The sequence below is a fragment of the Arthrobacter sp. P1_A5 genome (assembly GCF_056406825.1).
Map to the genome: position 1 here is coordinate 109,186 of NZ_JBFTZL010000001.1, position 18,282 is coordinate 127,467.

An 18,282-nucleotide genomic window follows, 5' to 3' on the forward strand; every position below is an offset into this window, starting at 1 on the left:
AACACACCCACGAAAGGAGGCTGCTGTGCCTGAAGAAATCAACCTCGACGTCTTCAACGCCGACCCGATCACCGAGGACGTGTCCGACGAAGCCACGGAGGCCGCACCAAAGACGCATGCGCCCGCTGTCCATGCCTTGGATACTGCCGCGGAGTCGCAGGCGGACCTCAGCGCCGAGATGAAGGCGATCGGCGAAGCGTACGCGCAGGCCCTCAAAGGCGGAGCCCCGGCCGAAACCCAGCCGCGGCTCGACTACGCGCCGTACCGCAGCAGCGTCCTGCGCCACCCCACCAAGGATCTGCACCACGCGGATCCGGAAACCATCGAACTGTACTCGCCGGCGTTCGGGCACATGGACGTGCACGCGCTGGAAGCGGACCTGACCATCGCGCACAACGGCGAGCCGCTCGGCGAACGCATCGTGGTCTCCGGCCGGGTGCTCGACGGCGACGGACGCCCCGTCACCGGCCAGCTCGTCGAAATCTGGCAGGCGAACTCCGCCGGCCGCTACATCCACAAGCGTGACCAGCACCCGGCGCCGCTGGACCCCAACTTCACCGGCGTCGGCCGCTGCATCACGGGCGCGGACGGCTCCTACAGCTTCACCACCATCAAGCCCGGCGCCTACCCGTGGAAGAACCATCTCAATGCCTGGCGCCCGGCCCACATCCACTTCTCCCTGTTCGGGCAGGAGTTCACCCAGCGGATCGTCACCCAGATGTACTTCCCCGGTGACCAGCTGTTCCCGCTGGACCCGATCTACCAGTCGATCGTGGACCAGGATGCCCGTGACCGGCTCGTGGCCACCTACAACCACGAGCAGACCAAGCCTGAATGGGCTCTGGCGTACAACTGGGACATCGTCCTGACCGGGTCCAAGCGGACCTGGACCGAAAACGAGGCATTGGGCGCAGGAGGCGATGAGAATGAATAGCAACGCCGTGGGTAAACTCACCCCGACACCGGGCCAGACCGTGGGGCCGTTCTATGGCTACGCCCTGCCCTTTGCCAAGGACCGCGAGCTCCTGGCTCCCGGATCCCCGGGTTCCATCCGGCTCCAGGGCACCGTCTATGACGGCGCCGGGCACCCGATCCCGGACGCGATCCTGGAGATCTGGCAGGCCGACGCGGACGGCAAGGTCCCGCACCGCACGGGCTCCCTGGTCCGGGACGGCTACACCTTCAGCGGCTTCGGCCGCAGCGCTGTCGGCAACACCGGCGTCTTCACCTTCACCACGGTGAACCCCGGCCCCACCGAAGAGGGCGCGGCGCCGTTCATCGCCGTCGCCGTCTTTGCCCGGGGCCTGATGAACCGCCTGTTCACCCGCGTCTACCTGCCGGAGGACGAGGAGGCCCTGGCCAAGAATCCGCTGCTCAGCTCGCTTGACCCGGACCGGCGCCGGACCCTGATCGCACGCCGGGATCCCGACGGCGGACTGAACTGGGACATCCGCCTCCAGGGCGACGGCGAGACCGTGTTCCTGGATTTCAGCAGCGCCGAGGGTGCCTCCAAGTGACCTTCTTCGAAACCGACGGCGACGCCGGCCTGCTCAGTCCCGTGTCGGCGTCGCCGTTTGTGGCGGCGCTGACCGGGGACCGTGCGGTGCTCGCCGCCATCCTCAAGGTCGAGGCCGCCTGGGCGGCGGTCCTGGACGAGGCCGGCCTGGCCCCGGCCGGGTCCGCCGCGGTGGTGGCAGCCGCCGCGGACGTGCAGCGGTACGACGTCGCGGGCCTCGCCGTCCGGGCGCAAGGCGGCGGCAACCCCGTCATCCCGCTGCTCGCCGACCTCCGGGAGCAGGTCAGGAACCTGGACACCGCCGGACTCGGCGCCGTCCGCGCCGTTCACACCTCGCTGACCAGCCAGGACGTGCTCGACTCGGCCCTGATGGTGCTGGCCGACGGGGCCATCCGCGAACTTCTCGCGGAGCTCCGGTCGGCAACGGCCGCCCTCGCCGGCCTCGCCGAAACCCACGGGCACACGCTTTGTGTCGCCCGCAGCCTGACCCAGCACTCGCTTCCCTACACCTTCGGGCTGCGGGCCGCGCAATGGTTCAGCGGGCTGGCCGCCGCGGCCGGCCGGCTCGAGGCCCTCGAACTGCCGGTACAGACCGGCGGCGCCTCCGGGACCCTCGCTTCCGGCACTGTACTTATTGACGGCGCTGTACTCACTGCCGGCGCTGGGCCGGCCGCGGGGACACTGTCCCCGTTTGACCTCGCCGACCGGCTGGCCGCCCGCCTGGGTCTCGCTCCCGTTCCTGCCCCCTGGCACACCAACCGGCTGGCCGTAACCTCGCTCGGCGACGCGCTGGCGGCGGTGACCGACGCGGCCGGAAAGGTGGCCGCGGACGTCCTGTTCCTCAGCCGGCCCGAAGTTGCCGAGGTTGCGGAACCGCGCGTCGCGGGGCGCGGCGTGTCCTCGGCCATGCCGCAGAAGCAGAACCCCGTGCTCTCCGTGCTGATCCGCAGCGCCGCCCTGCAGGCCCCGGCACTGGCCGCACAGCTGCATCTCGCGGCCGCCAATTTCAACGACGAACGCCCCGACGGCGCCTGGCACAGCGAATGGGCGGCCCTGCGCCAGCTGCTGCGCCTGGCCCTCGGCGCCGCGGTGCAGCTGCGCGAACTGGCCGAAGGGATGGCGGTCTTCCCCGGCGCGATGCGCCGCAACCTCGAGCTCGGCGGCCCGCTGCTGCTCTCCGAAGCCGTCAACGCCGCCGTCGCACCGCTTTTGGACCGGACCGTTGTGGACGGGAACGGCGCCGGCCCGGGAGCAGCCCGGACCGGGAAACAGCGGCTCCAGGCCGTCGTGGACGAAACGCTCCTGGCCCCGGCTGCGGAGCAGGCAGACACCTACCGGGCACTGCTCCGCGCCGCTGTCCCGGAGGAGCTGCTCAGCGACGCCCGGCTTGAGGAACTTTTGAACCCGGCCAACTACCTCGGCCAGGCCGTTGAGATCTCCCGCCGCATCCTCGCGGCCTATCCGGAATACACCGGCCACGCCGGCGCCCTCGCCCACCACATCCAGAACGGAGCTTCCCGTGGCTAGACCCACCGTCAAAGCAGTCCTGCTGTCGCCCCAGCGCGAACTCGGCGACAAGCCCCTCCTCATCGTCGGGCCCTCGCTCGGAACATCCTCCCTGCTGTGGAGCCAGGCCGGCACATTGCTGGGCGCCGACGTCGACGTCATCGCCTGGGACCTGCCCGGGCACGGCGTCTCGCCCGCGGCGGAGGAGACCTTCACGGTCGCCGACCTCGCGGATGCCGTGATCGGTCTGGTCGATTCGATCGCCCCGGGCGCGCGCTTCCACTACGCCGGGGTGTCCCTCGGCGGCGCCACCGGACTGCAGCTTGGCATCAAGCACGGCGACCGGCTCAAGAGCCTCTCCGTGCAGTGCTCCGGCGCGAAGCTCGGCACTGCCGAGGGCTGGCTGGAACGCGCCGAAACCGTGCGCACGCAGGGCACACCGGTGATGATCCAGGGGTCCGCGCAGCGCTGGTTCGCGCCGGGCTTCATGGAGAGCCAGCCGGAGCTCAGCAGCCGGCTCCTGCACAGCCTCCGGGACGCCGACCGCTTCAGCTACGCCTTCTGCTGCGAGGCCTTGGCCGGCTTCGACGTGCGCGACCAGCTCGGCACCATCCGCGTCCCCACCCAGGTTGTGGCGGGCGCCCTGGACGACGTCGCCCCGCCGTCGATGGCCGGGGAAGTCGCCGCGGGCATCACCTCCGGCGGCGGCACTGCTACGGCCGTCAGCCTGGAGGGCGTGGCACACCTGGCGCCGTTCGAGGCACCGGGCCACGTCGCCGAGCTGCTCAAGGGCCTCATCACCTGGACCGAGACCCAGGGAGCGGGAGCATGACCCTCTCCGAAACCGGCAGAGCCGAATTCAACGGGCCCGAACGCAACGGTGTGGTCCAGCCCGGCGCGACCAGCCAGGAGATCTACGACGGCGGCATGAAAGTCCGCCGCGAGGTCCTCGGCGCCGCGCACGTGGACCGCGCCAACGCCAACAAGGATTCCTTCACCGAGGACTTCCAGGACATGATCACCAGGATCGCCTGGGGCGGCATCTGGACCCGGCCCGGGATCAGCCGCCAGATGCGCTCAGCCGTCACCCTGACCGCCATGGTGGCCCACGGGCACTGGGAAGAACTGGCCATGCACATCCGCGCCGCCATCACCAACGGCCTGAGCCGGGACGAGATCAAGGAAATCCTGCTCCAGACCGCCATCTACTGCGGGGTCCCCTCCGCCAACACCGCGTTCAAGACCGCCCAGCAGGTTTTCCATTCCATGGACGACGCAGCCATGGACGAAGCAGAAACGGACAAGAACCCATGAATCAGGCATTTATCTATGACGCTGTGAGGACGCCGTTCGGGAAGTTCGGTTCCGGCCTCGCCGGGATCCGCCCGGATGACCTTGCCGCGCACGTGATCCGGGAATCCGTGAAGCGCGCCCCGGCCCTCGACGTCGAGCGGATCGATGAGGTGGTGTTCGGCAACGCGAACGGCGCCGGCGAGGAGAACCGCAACGTCGCCCGGATGGGCACCCTGCTGGCCGGGCTGCCCGTCTCCATCCCGGGCACCACGGTCAACCGGCTCTGCGGCTCCTCCCTGGACGCGGCGATCATCGCCTCCCGCCAGATCAACACCGGCGACGCCGAGCTGATGCTGATCGGCGGCGCCGAATCGATGTCCCGGGCCCCGTGGGTGCTGCCCAAGACCGAGAAGCCCTACCCGGCCGGGGACCTGACCCTGGCCTCCACCACGCTGGGCTGGCGGCTGGTGAACCGGGCCATGCCGGCGGACTGGACCATCTCCCTGGGCGAGGCCACCGAACGGCTGGCGGAGAAGTACGGCGTGACCCGGCAGGCGCAGGACGAGTTCTCCGCCGGCTCCCACAATCTCGCCGCCGCGGCCTGGGACGAGGGGTTCTACGACAACCTCGTCGTCCCGGTCCCGGGCACGGACCTGGTCCGCGACGAGGGCATCCGTCCCGGGTCCTCGGCGGAGAAGCTCGCCGGGCTCAAGACCGTGTTCCGGACCGGGAACGGCACCGTCACGGCCGGGAACGCGTCCCCGCTCTCTGACGGCGCGTCCGCGGCGTGGCTGGGCAGTGAAAAGGCCGCCGGGCTCCTGGGTATGGAGCCTGTGGCCCGGATCGCAGGGCGCGGCGCGCACGCCAACGATCCSCAGTACTTCGGCTACGCCCCGGTCGAGGCCGCGAACAAGGCCCTCGCCAAGGCCGGCATCGGCTGGGACCAGGTCGGCGCCGTCGAACTGAACGAGGCGTTCGCCGCGCAGTCCCTGGCCTGCATCAACGCCTGGGGCATCGACGCGTCAATCGTGAACCGGCACGGCGGCGCGATCGCCATGGGCCACCCGCTCGGCGCCTCCGGCGGCCGGATCCTGGGCACCCTGGCCCGGTCCCTGCAGGCCTCCGGGCAGCGCTGGGGCGTCGCCGCGATCTGCATCGGCGTCGGCCAGGGTCTCGCCGTCGTGCTCGAAAACGTAACTTCCCGCGATGCGGCATAGAGGACAGGGCAAAGAGAGATGCTGAATTTCATCGACACCGTCGGCGAGGCCGTCGCCGGCATCAAGGACGGCTCCACCGTGATGATCGGCGGCTTCGGCAACGCCGGGCAGCCGTTCGAGCTCATCGACGCGCTGCTGGAGTGCGGCGCCACCGGCCTGACCGTAGTGAACAACAACGCCGGCCAGGGCGATCAGGGCCTGGCCCTGCTGATCAAGGAAGGCCGGGTGAAGAAGATGATCTGCTCCTTCCCGCGGCAGTCCGACTCCTGGCATTTCGACGCCAAGTACCGCGCCGGCGAGGTTGAGCTCGAACTGGTCCCGCAGGGAAACCTCGCCGAGCGGATCCGTGCCGCCGGCGCCGGGATCGGCGGTTTCTTCACGCCCACCGGCTACGGCACCATGCTCGCCGAAGGCAAGGAAACCCGCTTCCTGGACGGCAAGTGGCAGGTGTTCGAGACCCCCATCCACGCCGACGTCGCCCTGATCAAGGCCCTCACGGCGGACGGCAGGGGCAATCTGGTCTACCGTAAAACCGCGCGGAACTTCGGCCCCATCATGGCCGCCGCCGCGAAACACACCATCGCCCAGGTGTCCGGGATCGTCCCGACCGGCGGCCTGGACCCGGAAAACATCGTGACCCCCGGCATCTACGTCAACAGCATTGTGAAGGTGGCCTGAGATGAGCATCCCAACCAATGACCAGAGTCTGCGGACCGGCAACCAGGCTGATCTCCAGACGTCCGGCAAGCCGCTGGGCCGGGACGATCTCGCCCGCCTCGTGGCCCGCGACATCGTCCCCGGATCGTTCGTGAACCTCGGCATCGGCCAGCCCACCCTGGTCTCGAACTACCTCGAGCCGGAGCAGAACATTACGCTCCACACCGAGAACGGCATGCTCGGCATGGGCCCGGAGGCCACCGGGGACCAGATCGACGGCGACCTCATCAACGCAGGGAAGATCCCCGTGACCGAACTGCCGGGGGCGTCCTACTTCCACCACGCTGACTCCTTCGCGATCATGCGCGGCGGACACCTGGACATCTGCGTCCTGGGCGCCTTCCAGGTTTCCGCCACCGGCGACCTCGCCAACTGGCACACCGGGGCCCCGGACGCGATCCCCGCCGTCGGCGGCGCCATGGACCTCGCCACCGGCGCCAAGGACGTCTTCGTCATGATGACGCTCCTGACCCGCGACGGCGTGTCCAAACTCGTGGAGACCTGCACGTACCCGCTCACCGGGATCGGCTGCGTGACCCGCGTCTACACCGACAAGGCCGTCTTCCTGACCGGACCCGACGGCGTCCAGGTGCGGGAGACCTTCGGCTGCACGCTCGAGGAACTCCAGGCCATGGTCCCGATGCCGCTCCGGGCGGCGGACCCAAGCTGACAGGCCTGCGGCCGGACAAGCTGTGGGCACCGCTAAAGTGATGCGGGACCGAGAGGCGGAAAATGACTGAGCCAGCCAAGAGCGGCGGCGCGCCCGCGGCCAGCGACCAGTACGTGCAGTCGCTGGCGCGCGGGCTCGCAGTGATCCGTGCCTTCGACACGGAACACCCCAAGATGACGCTGACCGAGGTGGCGGCCCGGACCGAGCTGACCCGGGCCACCGCCCGGCGGTTCCTGCACACGCTCGCGGAGCTGGGCTATGTCCGCACGGACGGCAAGATCTTCGCCCTGACTGCCAAAGTGCTGCAGCTCGGCTACGCCTACCTGTCCGGACTCTCCCTGCCGCAGCTCGCCCAGCCGCACCTGGAAGAGCTCTCCCTCGAACTGGGGGAGTCGACGTCGGCCGCGGTGCTCGAAGGCACCGACATCGCCTACATCGCCCGGGTGTCCACCCGGCGGATCATGACGGTCGGCATCACGGTGGGCACCCGCTTCCCCGCCTACGCCACGTCCATGGGCAGGGTGCTGCTCGCGGCCCTCCCGCCGGCGAAGCTGGAAGAGTACCTCGCGGCAGCCGAGATCCGGCCCCTGACTCCCGGAGCCATCGGAACGCGGGCCGCCCTCTTGGCGGAGCTGGATACTGTTCGCGCCCAGGGCTGGTGCCTGCTGAACCAGGAGCTGGAGCTGGGCCTGATGTCCATTGCGGCGCCCGTCCACGACGGGCCGAAAGTGGTGGCGGCCATCAACGTCTCGCTGCAGGCCCAGACGGTATCCGCGCAGCCCGATCCGGACTCCTACCTCAAGGCCGTGCGTGAGGCGGCGCTGGCCACGGCGGAAATTATCTCCGAGGACCTGACCTCGGGCCGGTGAAACGCGTTTCAGACGGTACGTCTGGGAAGGGGTACGTCCTGGGAAGATAACCGTCAGGTAGCGGGATCCGGGATCGGCTCTGTTGAAACCGTGATCGTCACGCCACCGGGTTCGTCACCGATTTTCAAATGCAGGTCCCTGCCCACCAACAGGGCATGGATGTCTTCGCTGCCTCCGGGCGCGATCTGCTCGGCCAGCCGCGTGAGCGCCAGTGCCATCGCCCGGCCCCAGTCGTGCGGATCGACGCTGGATGATTCTGCCGTCGCTGAGTAATTCTCTGTTTCAGTCATCTGCCCCCGCTTTCGGCGTCCGGAGCGCAGCCTCCGGCACATCACGAAGTCCAGTCTAGTGAGCCTGCGGAGCGCACGTCCACGATTCGCGCCGGCCCTGCGCAGGTTACGCGGGCACTGCGGCTAGGATTTTAGTTCGGGAACCCTCCGCCGAATTGCCCCTAAGGACGCCATGACAGAGAACAGCACCGCGACGTCGGAGACCCTGGAAACCGGGGACAATACAGCGTCCCGGCGCGCCGCCGTGGTTATCAACCCCATGAAGTCTCCCGGCGACAGCTTCCGCGCCTCCTTCTTCCGCCTGTGCGAGACCCAGGGCTGGGCGGAGCCGCTGTGGCTGGAAACCACGAAGGAGGACACCGGGCTGGGCCAGGCCCGCGAGGCGCTGGAGGCCGGAGTCGACGTCGTAATCGCCGCAGGCGGCGACGGAACGGTCCGCTGCGTGGCGGAAGTCCTCGCAGGCACCGGAACGCCGATGGGCCTGGTGCCCCTGGGGACCGGGAACCTGCTGGCCCGCAATCTCGGCATCGACATCACCGACCCCGTGGCGGCCAGCTACGACGTCCTGAGCGGCACGGACACCAAGGTGGACGTAGTGAAGGCCACGCTGGACCACGCCGAGACGGAATCCACCTTCCTGGTGATGGCCGGACTTGGCTACGACGCTGCGATCATGGCCAACACCGTCGACGAACTCAAGGACCGCGTGGGCTGGCTCGCGTACGTTGAGGCGGGCATCCGGCACCTGCCGGGCAAGCCCATCAGGGCGAAAATCAGCATGGACGGCGAGCACCCGGTACGGCGCCGCATCCGCAGCGTGATGGTGGGTAACTGCGGCAAGATCATGGGGGGTGTGGAGATCTTTCCCGACGCCAAGATCGACGACGGCATCCTGGACGTCGTGATTTTGGCCCCCATCGGCCGGTTCGGCTGGCTGGATGTGCTGGCCGGCGTCTTCGGCCGGAGGAACGCCAAGAACGCGTCGGTGGAATACTTCGCTGGAAAGTCAGCCGAGATCGAACTCGCCCACGAGCAGGAATTCCAGCTCGACGGCGACCCCCTCGGCAAGGCCAAGCACCTCAAGGTCACGGTCGAGCAGGATGCCCTCACCATCCGGATGACAGGCATCTGACCCTGCGCCAACCATCGGCCGGCTATTTCACCGGCCAGCCGGGCCACCGGCCGGCCGTGCCGGCTAACGCGCCGCCGGCCGGTGCGCCAGGATCTCCGCGAGTTCGGCCAAACGGTGTGCGCGGGCGGATTCGGCAGGCGTAAACGGCTCGCCGGGCCGGGAAAACGTGATGGGCCCGTGCCATGCCGTAGGGATCTTCAGGACCGTCCCGTCACCGCCCGTCTGGGGTGGGACCTCGGTGTTGCCGGCGATGATCCGTGCCCGCAGCAGTTCCGCGACCGCCAGCGGCAGCTCCTCCGGGCTGGCGGCGATCCGGGCGGCCAGGCTCAGTGCGCCGGTTTGCCCGTCGGCCATGGCCAGGGCGGTGGTCGGCCAGACGTGCGGGTCCGCTCCGCCGCCGGCCCGCAGCGCCCGGAGCAGCTCGGCTTCGCGGACTTCGCCCGGGGCCGAGAGCACAAACTCGTCCAGCACACCGCCGGCCACGGGGTGAACATGAATGCTGAGGATGTTCGTGTTCAGCGCGGCCAGGGCCTGCGTCAGTTTCTGCAGCGACCCGGGCTTGTCTTTCAGGACGGTCCGCGCCCGCCACAGGGCGGGTGCGGCGCCGAGCCGTTTACGGTTCCGCAGGGCCGGGGCATGCAGCCAGCCCCTGAGCATCCGGGCCGCCGAGGGTTCGGCCACCCAGATCACCAGGATGGTCGCGGTCAGGGTCAGCACCAGGACCTTGGCAACGTAGGGCAGGTGGGTTTCCACCACCGCCGCGTGCACCAGCAGTTCGATCGGGAGCATCACGGCGACATTGGCCAAGGTCAGCCGTGCCTTGGTCGGTTCGGGCATCTGGCCGCACACTTCGCAGCTCAACTCGGAAGTGGCCGGGGACTGGGCTTTGCCGGTGGTTTTGGCAGGGTTTTTGCCTTTAGCGTTGCGCGTCATGCTCCCATGATTCCGGCCGGCTGTTTCGGCCGGGTTGCCGCCGGGTGACGGTTTCGCGCCGGGACCGGGACCGGGCCAGGCCAGGCCAGGTGATCGTGCTGTTACAAGCCCGGTCCACCCTCCGGGCCGCGCAGGAGCAGGTGGCGGTGGGCGTAAAGGTCGCGGAGCAGGGCGACCTCGGCCAGGTGGTGGATCATCTCACGGTTGATGTGCAGGACCAGTGCTGCCATGGGGGCATCGGCGTACGGGCCTTCGGCCGGCCCGCAGGGTGCCGCCAAACCCGATTCGTGGAGGCCCTTCACGCCGTGGATCCACCGGCCGTAGTACGCGTCCAGCTGGGCCAGCGCCCCGGCCGCGGTGCCGGGGTAGGCGAAGCTCTGGTAGTCCACCGGTGGGCCGCCAAAGTGCGATGCCGTGCGTGCGCCGAGGACGCCGACCAGAATGTGGCACAGGCGCCACGCAATGGTTGTCACCGGAGCAGGAACGGGCTCCGGGTAGCTGAAATCTATGGTGAATTCGCCCGAACCCGGCGCGGCCGGGGGTGTTGAGGCGTCTTTGCGGCGGACATTCCAGCCCGGTACCGGCTCCCAAAAGTACTCGTGGTCACTCAACCCGTCCAGCCGCGGCCGGGCCTGGTTGGCAAAATGCCAGTCCAGTTGGTCCACCAGCTCGTGGTTCCACTTAAGGTCCGGCATGGTGTTCCTCCTTGGCAGCCAGGTTCGCGCGGCGGGGCCCCTACATCAAAGCACTCCGGTCCGGCCGCCCGCCAGAGGGCCAGGCAAGGAGGGGTCAGACGTGAGTTCGGATTGCGGTTCCGGCCGGCTCGGACGAGTGTGCCTTGCCATCCGGGTACTCCCCGTCCGGGTGATCCCCGACGCGGGCACGGGTGGCGGCGGAGTCCGGGCCGGCCAGATTGGCCAGCAGGTCGCGGATCTCGGCCAGCAGCGCGGTGTCGGCCGGGATGGGTTTCTCCTCGGGCTCGGCTGCCTTGAGCCGGTTCTTGACCATTCGGTTGATCCGGTTCATGGGGGCCACGAAAATGAAGTACACCACCGCGGCGGTGATGAGGAAGGTCAGGAAGGCCGTCACCACGGCGCCGATGTTGATGAAGGTCTTGTCGTTGCCAGGCCAGACGTAGAAGCCCAGGCCGTGGGTCTCGACCCCGCCGGCGGCAGCCAGGATCGGGTTGACGACGTTTGCGGTGAACGCGCTGACCAGGGCCGTGAAGGCGGTGCCGACCACGACGGCAATGGATAGTTCGATCACGTTGCCGCGCAGGATGAAATCCTTGAATCCTCTGAGCATGGGGAACCTCCGGTGTGCGTTGCGGGCTTGATTCAACCGATAGACGCTACCACTTCGCGGTGCAGCCGGCCGATCCCGATCAACGGATTCCGATGCCGCCGCCGCGCCGTTCCGGCGTAAACTCCCCCTTGGATGCCAGCGCCGCCGTCGTAACACTCCGGCTGCAACGAAAGGCATCCCGACCCGTGAGAACCCGCCCATGAAGAGCTTTTTCGCTGTAAGGCCGGCGCCATGAAAGTGTTCGCCGAGATGTTCACCATCGCGCCGGGCAACAAGGACCACCAGGTTGCCTTCCGCTGCGCCGTGGGAGTCTTTGTTCCGCTGATCACGCTGGTGCTGCTGGACCGCCTGGACCTGGCAATCTTCGCTTCCTTCGGCGCCTTCACCGGCATCTACGGCCGCAACGAGCCGCACGCCAGGCGCCTGACCCTGCAGGTCCGGGGCGGCGGGCTGATGCTGCTGGTGATGTTCCTGGCCTCCCTCACCGCGCGGGTGGACGCCCTGGCCGGGCTGTCGGCGGCAGACACCACCTGGGTCCTGGTGGTGGCCACGACCGTGATCGCGTGGGGATGCTCCCTGGTTGTCGCCTGGTGGCGCCTGCGCCCCGCCGGTTCGCTGTTCCACATCTTCGCGTTCGCGGCCATCGCGTCAATCCCCAACCAGCCGCCGCTGTGGCAGGCCATGCTGGTGGCGGTCCTCACGGTGGCATTCTCCCTGCTGCTCGGCCTGTCCTCGCGGGTGGCCCGGAGCCACCGGACCCCGTGGGTAAATCCGAGACCGGCGGCCCTCACTCCGCGGGAGAAACGCACCGCGTGGCACGAAAGCTGGGGTTACCTCGTGGCGGCAGGCCTGGCGGGAACGCTGGGGACCCTGGCCGGGGAATGGCTGGGCATTGGCCACAACTACTGGGCGATGGTGGCCGCCGTCGTTCCGCTGGTGGGCCACACCACCCGGCACCGCGTCAGCCGCGGCCTGCAGCGAATCGCGGGCACAGCCCTGGGGCTGGTGCTGCTCGCCGGCATCCTGCTCCTGCAGCCGACGCCCTGGCAGACGGTGCTGGTCATTGCCGCGTGCCAGTTCGGCGCCGAGATGTTCATCGCGCGCCAGTACATGCTGGCCCAGGTTTTCGTCACGCCGCTGGCGCTGATCTCCACGCTTCTCGTGGCACCCGTGCCGCCCGGCATCCTGCTCCGCGACAGAATCGTGGAGACCATCATCGGTGCCGCCGTCGGCATCGCCGTCGTGCTGGCGCCCGGCGCGTGGCGCAAACTCAGGGTCCGCCGCGAGGCGCGGACCCCGGAGCGCTTCTCCTAGGAGCGCCTGACGGCTACGGGTGCCCGACGCTGGCGCCGGCGCGGGACACTGCCGGGACGGTTTGCGGAACAAAGGCGAGGGCGAGGACCGCCAGGACCGCGGCGGCCGCGAAAACATAGAAGCCCCACGGGTAGGCGATGCCGGCGGCCACCAGCGCGCCGGTGACGGCCGGGCCCATAATTGCCCCCAGCCGGCCCACGCCGGCGGCAAAGCCCAAAGCGGTGCCGCGCAGGCGGACGGGGAAGAGCTGGGTGACCCAGGCGTAGACCAGAACCTGGGAGCTGAAGACGAAGACGCCGGTGACGAAGACGGCGGCATAGAGCACCACTTCGTTCTGGATCTGGATGCTGAGCGCGGCCAGGAACACGGCGGAGAGGCCAAACCAGAGCAGGACGATCTTCTTGGTCCCGTGCCGGTCGGCCAGGACCCCGGCGATCAGCAGGCCCACCACGGCGCCCACGTTCAGGACCAGGAGCAAGGCGAGGCCGGCGTTCAGGCTGTAGCCGGCGGAGGCCATGAGCTGCGGCAGCCAGGTGTTCAGGCCGTAGACCAGCAGCAACCCCATGAAGGACGCCACGGCCACACCGGCCGCAATCAGCGGGTAGGGCTTGCGGCCCAGATCCCGGAAGCTGGCGCGTTCTTCCGCGGGCGCGGCCGCGGCCTGCGCGCGGGCCTGGCTGCCGGCCGGGGAAGCGCCGGCCGGGGACTTGGCGGCCGCAGGGATGTGGTGGACCGGCGGGAGGGTCTCCGGAAGCTTGAACCACAGGAAGGGGACCAGGGCGAAGCCGGCCAGGCCGCCGGCCACGAACATGGTCCGCCAGCTTGGAATGACCATGAGGGCCAGGAACGCGGTGGCCACGGCGCCGACGTGGTACCCGGTCATGGTCCGGGTGGTGGACTTTCCGGCCGTTCCGGCGGGTGCGTAGTCGTTCATGTACGCCAGGGCGGCGGGCAGGCAGGCGCCCAGGCCGAGCCCCGCCAGCAGCCGGAACGCGCTGAACCACGCCACGTTGGGTGCGAAGACGACGGCGATCGTAAAGAGGGAGAACCACGCCACGCAGGCCACCAGCAGGTTCCGCCGGCCAAAGCGGTCCGAGAGCGGGGCGATGAAGAGCGCGCCGAGCCCCACACCGACCAGGGAGACGGTTGCCGCGAACGTCGCCCCAACGGCGTCGAAGCCAAGTTCCTGCGACTTGATGAGGGTCGGGATGACCGTGCCGAGCACCACCAGGTCAAAGCCGTCCAGCACCATGGCCAGCCAGCAGAGCCACACGGGCCACCGTGATTTCTCTCCCGATGACGACGACTTGTCCAATGACGACGTTGACATTGTTACCTCAGCGCTAGTGTTTAGGTGATTCCGTGCCCTGGCCGGTGTTCGCGGGGCCTCTTTCCATTGTGAGAGTTGTATCACCGCGCCGTGTTGCATGGGACACTTAAAACCATTCAACGGAAGGGATTTGGTGGCCAATTCGAACTCCGGCGACTCGGTGGTGGACCGGGTCCTGCGGTTGATTGCCGCGTTCCCTGAAGGCGTCACGGCGCTGCCGCTCTCGGAGCTTGCCGCGAGGGCCGAGCTCCCCCTGACCACCGCGCACAGGCTCGTCCGGCAGTTGGCCGGGCACGGCCTGCTCGACGTCGGCCCCGGCGGCTCCGTCAGCCTGGGCCTGCGGCTCTGGGAGCTCGCCAACCGCAATTCCCCCACGCTCGAACTCCGCCAGGCGGCCCTGCCGTTCATGGAGGACATCCAGCAGGTGCTGCATCAAAACGTGAACCTCGCCGTGCTGGACGGGCGGGAAGCGCTCTTTGTGGAGCGGCTGTCCCGCCGCGGCTCCGTCGCCAACCGGGCGCAGGTGGCCGGCCGGATGCCCGTGCACGTGTCCTCCGCCGGGCTGGTGCTCATGGCCAACCAGCCCCGCCCCGTCCAGGCCGAGTACCTCGAGGGATTCAGTGATCCGACCGGCCGGCTGCCCCTGGAGGATCTCCGCGCCCTCCTTGGCGAGGCCGCCCATCGGGGCTATGCCCAGCTGGCCGGCGTCGTGGACCCTGACACGTGGGGGATCGCGGTTCCGGTGCTGGACCGCAGGAAGCACACCGTGGCGGCCCTCGGCGTCGTTGTTCCCCTTCGCGAGGCGCGCCTGCAGGCGCTTGTTCCCGCCCTCCAGACGGCGGCGCGGGGGATCGGGCGGCGGCTGGGAGAGCCCCGCGAGAATCCCGTATTCCATTCAGCGGAATCCATGTAACGCGCATCACCCCCGGGGGAGCACACTGTTAGCCGGAAGACGAAAACGGCCCCGGCTCCGACCGCCCGGACCCCGCAACGAAGCGAGACGCACATGGCACAGCGAAAAGTCATCACCACCCAGGTAGCCATCATCGGTGCCGGCCCGGCCGGACTCATGCTGTCCCACCTGCTGGCCAAGGCCGGCATCGAATCCACCGTCCTGGAGATCCGCAGCCACCAGGAGATCTCCGAGACGGTCCGTGCCGGCATCCTTGAGCACGGCTCGGTCAACATGCTCGTCGACAGCGGTGTCTCCGACCGCGTACTGCGTGACGGCGACCGGCATGACGGAATCGAACTGCGGTTCAACGGCGAAAGCCACCGGATCGACTTCCAGGACCTCGTCGGGGAATCGGTGTGGCTGTACCCGCAGACGGACGTGTTCCTGGACCTCGCCGCACGCAGGAAGGCCGACGGCGGCGATGTCCGCTACGGCGTCACGGACACCACCATCCACGACATCGAAGCCAAGCCCAAGGTCTGGTTTACCGATGCGGACGGCGTCGACTACGAGGTCCAGGCCGACTTCATCGCCGGCGCGGACGGCTCGCGCAGCCACTGCCGGTTCCAGATTCCCGAGGCGCACCGCAAATGGTACTTCCACGAGTACCCCTTCGCCTGGTTCGGCATCCTGGCCGAGGCGCCGCGCAGCTCCGCCGAGCTGATCTACGCCAACTCGGAGAACGGCTTCGCCCTGATCAGCCAGCGCACGGAGACGGTCCAGCGGATGTACTTCCAGTGCGACCCCAACGAGGACGTCAACAACTGGGATGAGGACCGCATCTGGGACGCCTTCCGCAGCCGCGTCAACGGCAACGGCTTCGAGGTCAAGGAAGGGCCCGTGATCGACAAGACGGTCCTGAAATTCCGCAGCTTCGTCCACGCCCCCATGCGGCACGGCAACCTGTTCCTCGCCGGGGACGCCGCGCACACGGTGCCGCCCACCGGGGCCAAGGGCCTGAACCTGGCGCTGCATGACGTCAAGGTCCTCTTCGAGGGATTCGACAGCTTCTATGCCAGCGGCTCCACCGCGCTCCTGGACGCCTACAGCGACCGCGCCCTGAACAGGGTGTGGAAGGCCCAGCAGTTCTCCTACTGGATGACTTCCATGCTGCACACCCCTGCCGGCGCCGATGATTTCTCCCGCGCCCGCCAGCTTGGCGAGCTCCAGTCCGTGGTGTCCTCCCGCCACGGCAGCGCCTACCTCGCGGAGGCCTACACCGGCTGGCCGGGCGCCCGCTAGAGCACCGGCCGGAATCCCGGCAGGGGGTTGATATTTCCATCGACAGGCCTAGGGGCCAGGACTAGCCTATAACCGTCCCAGCATGACCCGACAAGGACGATGGAGAGGTGTCCGATCATGGGAACCGCAGAGAATGTTGAACTGGTCCGGCGGGGTTACACGGCCTTCAACGCAGGGGATATGGCGACCCTCAGCGACCTGTTCGCGGAGGACGCAGTCTGGCACGTTGCCGGAAGCGGCGTGCTATCCGGAACCAAACAGGGCCGCGACGCGATCCTGGCGTACTTCGGTGAACTGGGAGCGCGCACCCAAGGTCACTTCCAAGCCAACGTCGAGGACATCGTCGGCGGGGAAAACCATACGGTCGCGATCCAGCAAACCCACGGGGAAGCCAACGGCAAAACCCTGGACATGCCGACCGTCATCACGTTCGTGGTCCGCGACGGACAGATCGCGGAAGGACGGGAGTTCTTCGAGGACACGGCCAAGGCAGACGACTTCTGGACCTGACCGAACAACCGCATGATCGGCCCCGCCCGCAGGCTGTTTCCATCATCGGCGGCGGCATCGCCGGGCTGGCTCTTGCAGCCCGACTGGATCCCGCGCGTTTCGAGGTCACCGTCACCGAACAGCGGTACGGGCTCCCGACCGTGGGGACATCCTTGGCCATGTGGCCCGCGGCCCAGCGCGCCCTGGGCGATTTGGGCATCCTGGACGCCGTCAGGGAGGCCAGCCCGGTGATCGACGGCATGACCGTCCGGGCGGCCTCCGGCAGGGCCTGGACATCAGCGCAGGCGACGGGGCTGATCGGCGTCTCCCGGGTTGATCTCATCCGGCTCCTCGACGGTGCAGTCCCGGGCAGCGTGCGCCGGGTGTCCGGCCGCCTCGACGTCGTCCGTCCTGGTCCTGCCGGCCTCGTGGTGGGCGCCGACGGTGTCCACAGCGCGGTGMGCCGCAGCTGCTGGGGTGCCCGCTCCGGTGCCCGGCCCACCCGCTACGTCGCGGTCCGCGGCGTGGTTCCCGGATCGCTGTGGCGTGGGCTCACGGGCGAATACTGGGGCCGCGGGCAGCTCTTCGGGATTGGTCCCGCGGCGGCCGGGACCAACTGGTACGCGGCGTTCCGCACCGGGGCGGGACAGGGAAGCCTCGACGTCGCCGCGGTCCTGGCGGAGACCCGCGCCCGCTACGGAGGCTACGCCCCGGGCATCCGCGACGTCCTGGCCGATGCGGTACCGGAAACGACCCTGGTGCAGCGGATCTGGACGACGCCGCCGCTTGGTCGCTATGTCCGCTCCCGGGTGGCACTGCTAGGGGATGCCGCCCACGCGATGACACCCAACCTCGGCCGGGGTGCCTGCGAGGCGCTGGTCGACGCCGTGACCCTCGCGGCGCTGCTCAATAACCGGCCCGTGGACGAGGCGCTGAGCGCCTACAACCGGGCGCGCCACCTCCGCACGCAGGCGTTGCGGTGGGCGTCGTCGGCCGTGATGCGGCTGGCCCTGGCGGAGCGGGGCCAGCCTGTGCGGGACGCGCTGCTGGGCCTGGCTAGTCCTGGTCCAGGGTCTCGGTCAGATGGTGCGTCGGAATCCGGTCCCGGTCGTAGGTGATCTCGGTATAGCCGTGCGGCTCCGGCTTCCCGGACGGGCTCAGGTTCACGAAGACGATCTCATCAATGGTGAGGATGCTGCGGCGCGTGATCATGTTCCGGACTTCGGCCCGCATCGTCAGCGACGTCCGGCCGAAACGGGTCGCGGTCAGACCCATCTCGATCAGGTCGCCCTGGACCGCGGAGCTGACGAAGTTGATTTCGGAGATGTACTTGGTGACGGCCCGGCCGTTGCCCAGCTGCAGGATGGCGTAGATGGCCGCCTCCTCGTCGATCCACTTCAGCAGGCTCCCGCCGAACAGGGTGCCGTTGGCGTTGAGGTCCTCGGGCCGCACCCATTTGCGGGTGCGGAAGGTGATGTCGGCCGATTCCATAGTGCGAGGTTAG

Annotated in this window: 21 protein-coding genes; 15 read left to right on the forward strand and 6 right to left on the reverse strand. The window is 68.7% G+C overall.

Annotation, left to right across the window (positions count from 1 at the left end):
* Window positions 1-25 precede the first annotated feature (25 nt).
* The 9 genes from pcaH to AC1D1S_RS00540 all read left to right on the forward strand — a co-directional run bounded on the left by pcaH (window position 26) and on the right by AC1D1S_RS00540 (window position 7,788).
* Window positions 26-934, forward strand: a complete 909-nt coding sequence (gene pcaH, locus AC1D1S_RS00500; protein ID WP_459385913.1) for a protocatechuate 3,4-dioxygenase subunit beta — start codon at window positions 26-28, stop codon at window positions 932-934.
* On the forward strand, window positions 927-1,517 hold the full coding sequence (pcaG, locus tag AC1D1S_RS00505; RefSeq protein ID WP_476993483.1) for a protocatechuate 3,4-dioxygenase subunit alpha: 591 nt from the start codon (window positions 927-929) through the stop codon (window positions 1,515-1,517). The genes pcaH and pcaG overlap by 8 nt, the downstream gene beginning before the upstream one ends.
* The gene (locus tag AC1D1S_RS00510; protein WP_476993484.1) at window positions 1,514-3,043 is read left to right on the forward strand and encodes a lyase family protein; all 1,530 of its coding nucleotides are present in this window, start codon (window positions 1,514-1,516) and stop codon (window positions 3,041-3,043) included. Before pcaG ends, AC1D1S_RS00510 begins: the two co-directional genes overlap by 4 nt.
* Complete coding sequence (locus tag AC1D1S_RS00515; RefSeq protein WP_243178097.1) at window positions 3,036-3,854, forward strand: alpha/beta fold hydrolase; 819 nt, start codon at window positions 3,036-3,038, stop codon at window positions 3,852-3,854. Before AC1D1S_RS00510 ends, AC1D1S_RS00515 begins: the two co-directional genes overlap by 8 nt.
* On the forward strand, window positions 3,851-4,336 hold the full coding sequence (gene pcaC / locus AC1D1S_RS00520) for a 4-carboxymuconolactone decarboxylase (RefSeq protein WP_476993485.1): 486 nt from the start codon (window positions 3,851-3,853) through the stop codon (window positions 4,334-4,336). Before AC1D1S_RS00515 ends, pcaC begins: the two co-directional genes overlap by 4 nt.
* A complete protein-coding gene (locus tag AC1D1S_RS00525) occupies window positions 4,333-5,532 on the forward strand; it encodes a thiolase family protein (RefSeq protein ID WP_243178095.1) in 1,200 nt (399 codons plus the stop codon). Before pcaC ends, AC1D1S_RS00525 begins: the two co-directional genes overlap by 4 nt.
* 18 nt (window positions 5,533-5,550) lie before the next feature.
* Window positions 5,551-6,210, forward strand: a complete 660-nt coding sequence (locus tag AC1D1S_RS00530; protein ID WP_229993600.1) for a 3-oxoacid CoA-transferase subunit A — start codon at window positions 5,551-5,553, stop codon at window positions 6,208-6,210.
* 1 nt (window position 6,211) lies between these two features.
* Window positions 6,212-6,919, forward strand: a complete 708-nt coding sequence (locus AC1D1S_RS00535) for a 3-oxoacid CoA-transferase subunit B (RefSeq protein ID WP_230007404.1) — start codon at window positions 6,212-6,214, stop codon at window positions 6,917-6,919.
* Window positions 6,920-6,981: 62 nt separating this feature from the next.
* Window positions 6,982-7,788, forward strand: a complete 807-nt coding sequence (locus AC1D1S_RS00540) for an IclR family transcriptional regulator domain-containing protein (protein ID WP_028277605.1) — start codon at window positions 6,982-6,984, stop codon at window positions 7,786-7,788.
* A gap of 53 nt (window positions 7,789-7,841) precedes the next feature.
* On the opposite strand, the gene AC1D1S_RS00545 is transcribed toward AC1D1S_RS00540, so the two are convergent.
* Complete coding sequence (locus AC1D1S_RS00545; protein ID WP_028277604.1) at window positions 7,842-8,078, reverse strand: hypothetical protein; 237 nt, start codon at window positions 8,076-8,078, stop codon at window positions 7,842-7,844.
* 172 nt (window positions 8,079-8,250) lie between these two features.
* On the opposite strand from AC1D1S_RS00545, the gene AC1D1S_RS00550 reads away from it, so the two are divergent.
* Window positions 8,251-9,210 carry a diacylglycerol/lipid kinase family protein gene (locus AC1D1S_RS00550; protein ID WP_043436382.1) on the forward strand — a complete coding sequence of 320 codons (960 nt, stop codon included), beginning with the start codon at window positions 8,251-8,253 and terminating at the stop codon, window positions 9,208-9,210.
* A gap of 63 nt (window positions 9,211-9,273) precedes the next feature.
* Here AC1D1S_RS00550 and AC1D1S_RS00555 read toward each other — a convergent pair whose 3' ends face one another.
* The 3 genes from AC1D1S_RS00555 to mscL form a co-directional block, all read right to left on the reverse strand.
* Window positions 9,274-10,143 (reverse strand): ACT domain-containing protein, encoded by an 870-nt coding sequence (locus AC1D1S_RS00555; protein WP_476993486.1) that lies wholly within the window; start codon window positions 10,141-10,143, stop codon window positions 9,274-9,276.
* A gap of 101 nt (window positions 10,144-10,244) precedes the next feature.
* Window positions 10,245-10,838 carry a DinB family protein gene (locus AC1D1S_RS00560; protein WP_476993487.1) on the reverse strand — a complete coding sequence of 198 codons (594 nt, stop codon included), beginning with the start codon at window positions 10,836-10,838 and terminating at the stop codon, window positions 10,245-10,247.
* 94 nt (window positions 10,839-10,932) lie between these two features.
* Window positions 10,933-11,448: a large conductance mechanosensitive channel protein MscL gene (gene mscL, locus AC1D1S_RS00565; protein ID WP_243178088.1), complete on the reverse strand. Its 516-nt coding sequence runs from the start codon at window positions 11,446-11,448 to the stop codon at window positions 10,933-10,935.
* Between the two features lie 231 nt (window positions 11,449-11,679).
* On the opposite strand from mscL, the gene AC1D1S_RS00570 reads away from it, so the two are divergent.
* Complete coding sequence (locus tag AC1D1S_RS00570) at window positions 11,680-12,762, forward strand: FUSC family protein (RefSeq protein WP_476993488.1); 1,083 nt, start codon at window positions 11,680-11,682, stop codon at window positions 12,760-12,762.
* Between the two features lie 13 nt (window positions 12,763-12,775).
* On the opposite strand, the gene AC1D1S_RS00575 is transcribed toward AC1D1S_RS00570, so the two are convergent.
* Window positions 12,776-14,092 (reverse strand): MFS transporter, encoded by a 1,317-nt coding sequence (locus tag AC1D1S_RS00575; protein WP_459385901.1) that lies wholly within the window; start codon window positions 14,090-14,092, stop codon window positions 12,776-12,778.
* Window positions 14,093-14,225: 133 nt separating this feature from the next.
* Here AC1D1S_RS00575 and AC1D1S_RS00580 point away from each other — a divergent pair, with 133 nt between their 5' ends.
* From AC1D1S_RS00580 to AC1D1S_RS00595, 4 genes are all read left to right on the forward strand, one after another.
* Entirely contained in the window at window positions 14,226-15,005 is a 780-nt protein-coding gene (locus AC1D1S_RS00580) for an IclR family transcriptional regulator (RefSeq protein WP_243178085.1), read from the forward strand.
* A gap of 93 nt (window positions 15,006-15,098) precedes the next feature.
* A complete protein-coding gene (locus AC1D1S_RS00585) occupies window positions 15,099-16,289 on the forward strand; it encodes a 4-hydroxybenzoate 3-monooxygenase (RefSeq protein ID WP_476946313.1) in 1,191 nt (396 codons plus the stop codon).
* A gap of 117 nt (window positions 16,290-16,406) precedes the next feature.
* The gene (locus tag AC1D1S_RS00590) at window positions 16,407-16,799 is read left to right on the forward strand and encodes a nuclear transport factor 2 family protein (RefSeq protein ID WP_043436380.1); all 393 of its coding nucleotides are present in this window, start codon (window positions 16,407-16,409) and stop codon (window positions 16,797-16,799) included.
* 44 nt (window positions 16,800-16,843) lie between these two features.
* Window positions 16,844-17,896: an FAD-dependent monooxygenase gene (locus AC1D1S_RS00595; protein WP_476993511.1), complete on the forward strand. Its 1,053-nt coding sequence runs from the start codon at window positions 16,844-16,846 to the stop codon at window positions 17,894-17,896.
* Here the strand turns inward: AC1D1S_RS00595 and AC1D1S_RS00600 are convergent.
* Window positions 17,835-18,269 (reverse strand): acyl-CoA thioesterase, encoded by a 435-nt coding sequence (locus AC1D1S_RS00600; protein WP_079555099.1) that lies wholly within the window; start codon window positions 18,267-18,269, stop codon window positions 17,835-17,837. The genes AC1D1S_RS00595 and AC1D1S_RS00600 overlap by 62 nt on opposite strands.
* Between the last annotated feature and the right edge of the window lie 13 nt (window positions 18,270-18,282).

Excerpts from the sequence above, each read along its gene's own strand:
- pcaG (WP_476993483.1), top strand. The coding sequence starts at position 927 with ATGAATAGCAACGCCGTGGGTAAACTCACCCCGACACCGGGCCAGACC.
- pcaC (WP_476993485.1), top strand. The coding sequence starts at position 3,851 with ATGACCCTCTCCGAAACCGGCAGAGCCGAATTCAACGGGCCCGAACGC.
- AC1D1S_RS00530 (WP_229993600.1), top strand. The coding sequence starts at position 5,551 with ATGCTGAATTTCATCGACACCGTCGGCGAGGCCGTCGCCGGCATCAAG.
- AC1D1S_RS00535 (WP_230007404.1), top strand. The coding sequence starts at position 6,212 with ATGAGCATCCCAACCAATGACCAGAGTCTGCGGACCGGCAACCAGGCT.
- AC1D1S_RS00540 (WP_028277605.1), top strand. The coding sequence starts at position 6,982 with ATGACTGAGCCAGCCAAGAGCGGCGGCGCGCCCGCGGCCAGCGACCAG.
- AC1D1S_RS00545 (WP_028277604.1), bottom strand. The coding sequence starts at position 8,078 with ATGACTGAAACAGAGAATTACTCAGCGACGGCAGAATCATCCAGCGTC.
- AC1D1S_RS00550 (WP_043436382.1), top strand. The coding sequence starts at position 8,251 with ATGACAGAGAACAGCACCGCGACGTCGGAGACCCTGGAAACCGGGGAC.
- AC1D1S_RS00555 (WP_476993486.1), bottom strand. The coding sequence starts at position 10,143 with ATGACGCGCAACGCTAAAGGCAAAAACCCTGCCAAAACCACCGGCAAA.
- AC1D1S_RS00560 (WP_476993487.1), bottom strand. The coding sequence starts at position 10,838 with ATGCCGGACCTTAAGTGGAACCACGAGCTGGTGGACCAACTGGACTGG.
- mscL (WP_243178088.1), bottom strand. The coding sequence starts at position 11,448 with ATGCTCAGAGGATTCAAGGATTTCATCCTGCGCGGCAACGTGATCGAA.
- AC1D1S_RS00570 (WP_476993488.1), top strand. The coding sequence starts at position 11,680 with ATGAAAGTGTTCGCCGAGATGTTCACCATCGCGCCGGGCAACAAGGAC.
- AC1D1S_RS00575 (WP_459385901.1), bottom strand. The coding sequence starts at position 14,092 with ATGTCAACGTCGTCATTGGACAAGTCGTCGTCATCGGGAGAGAAATCA.
- AC1D1S_RS00585 (WP_476946313.1), top strand. The coding sequence starts at position 15,099 with ATGGCACAGCGAAAAGTCATCACCACCCAGGTAGCCATCATCGGTGCC.
- AC1D1S_RS00590 (WP_043436380.1), top strand. The coding sequence starts at position 16,407 with ATGGGAACCGCAGAGAATGTTGAACTGGTCCGGCGGGGTTACACGGCC.
- AC1D1S_RS00600 (WP_079555099.1), bottom strand. The coding sequence starts at position 18,269 with ATGGAATCGGCCGACATCACCTTCCGCACCCGCAAATGGGTGCGGCCC.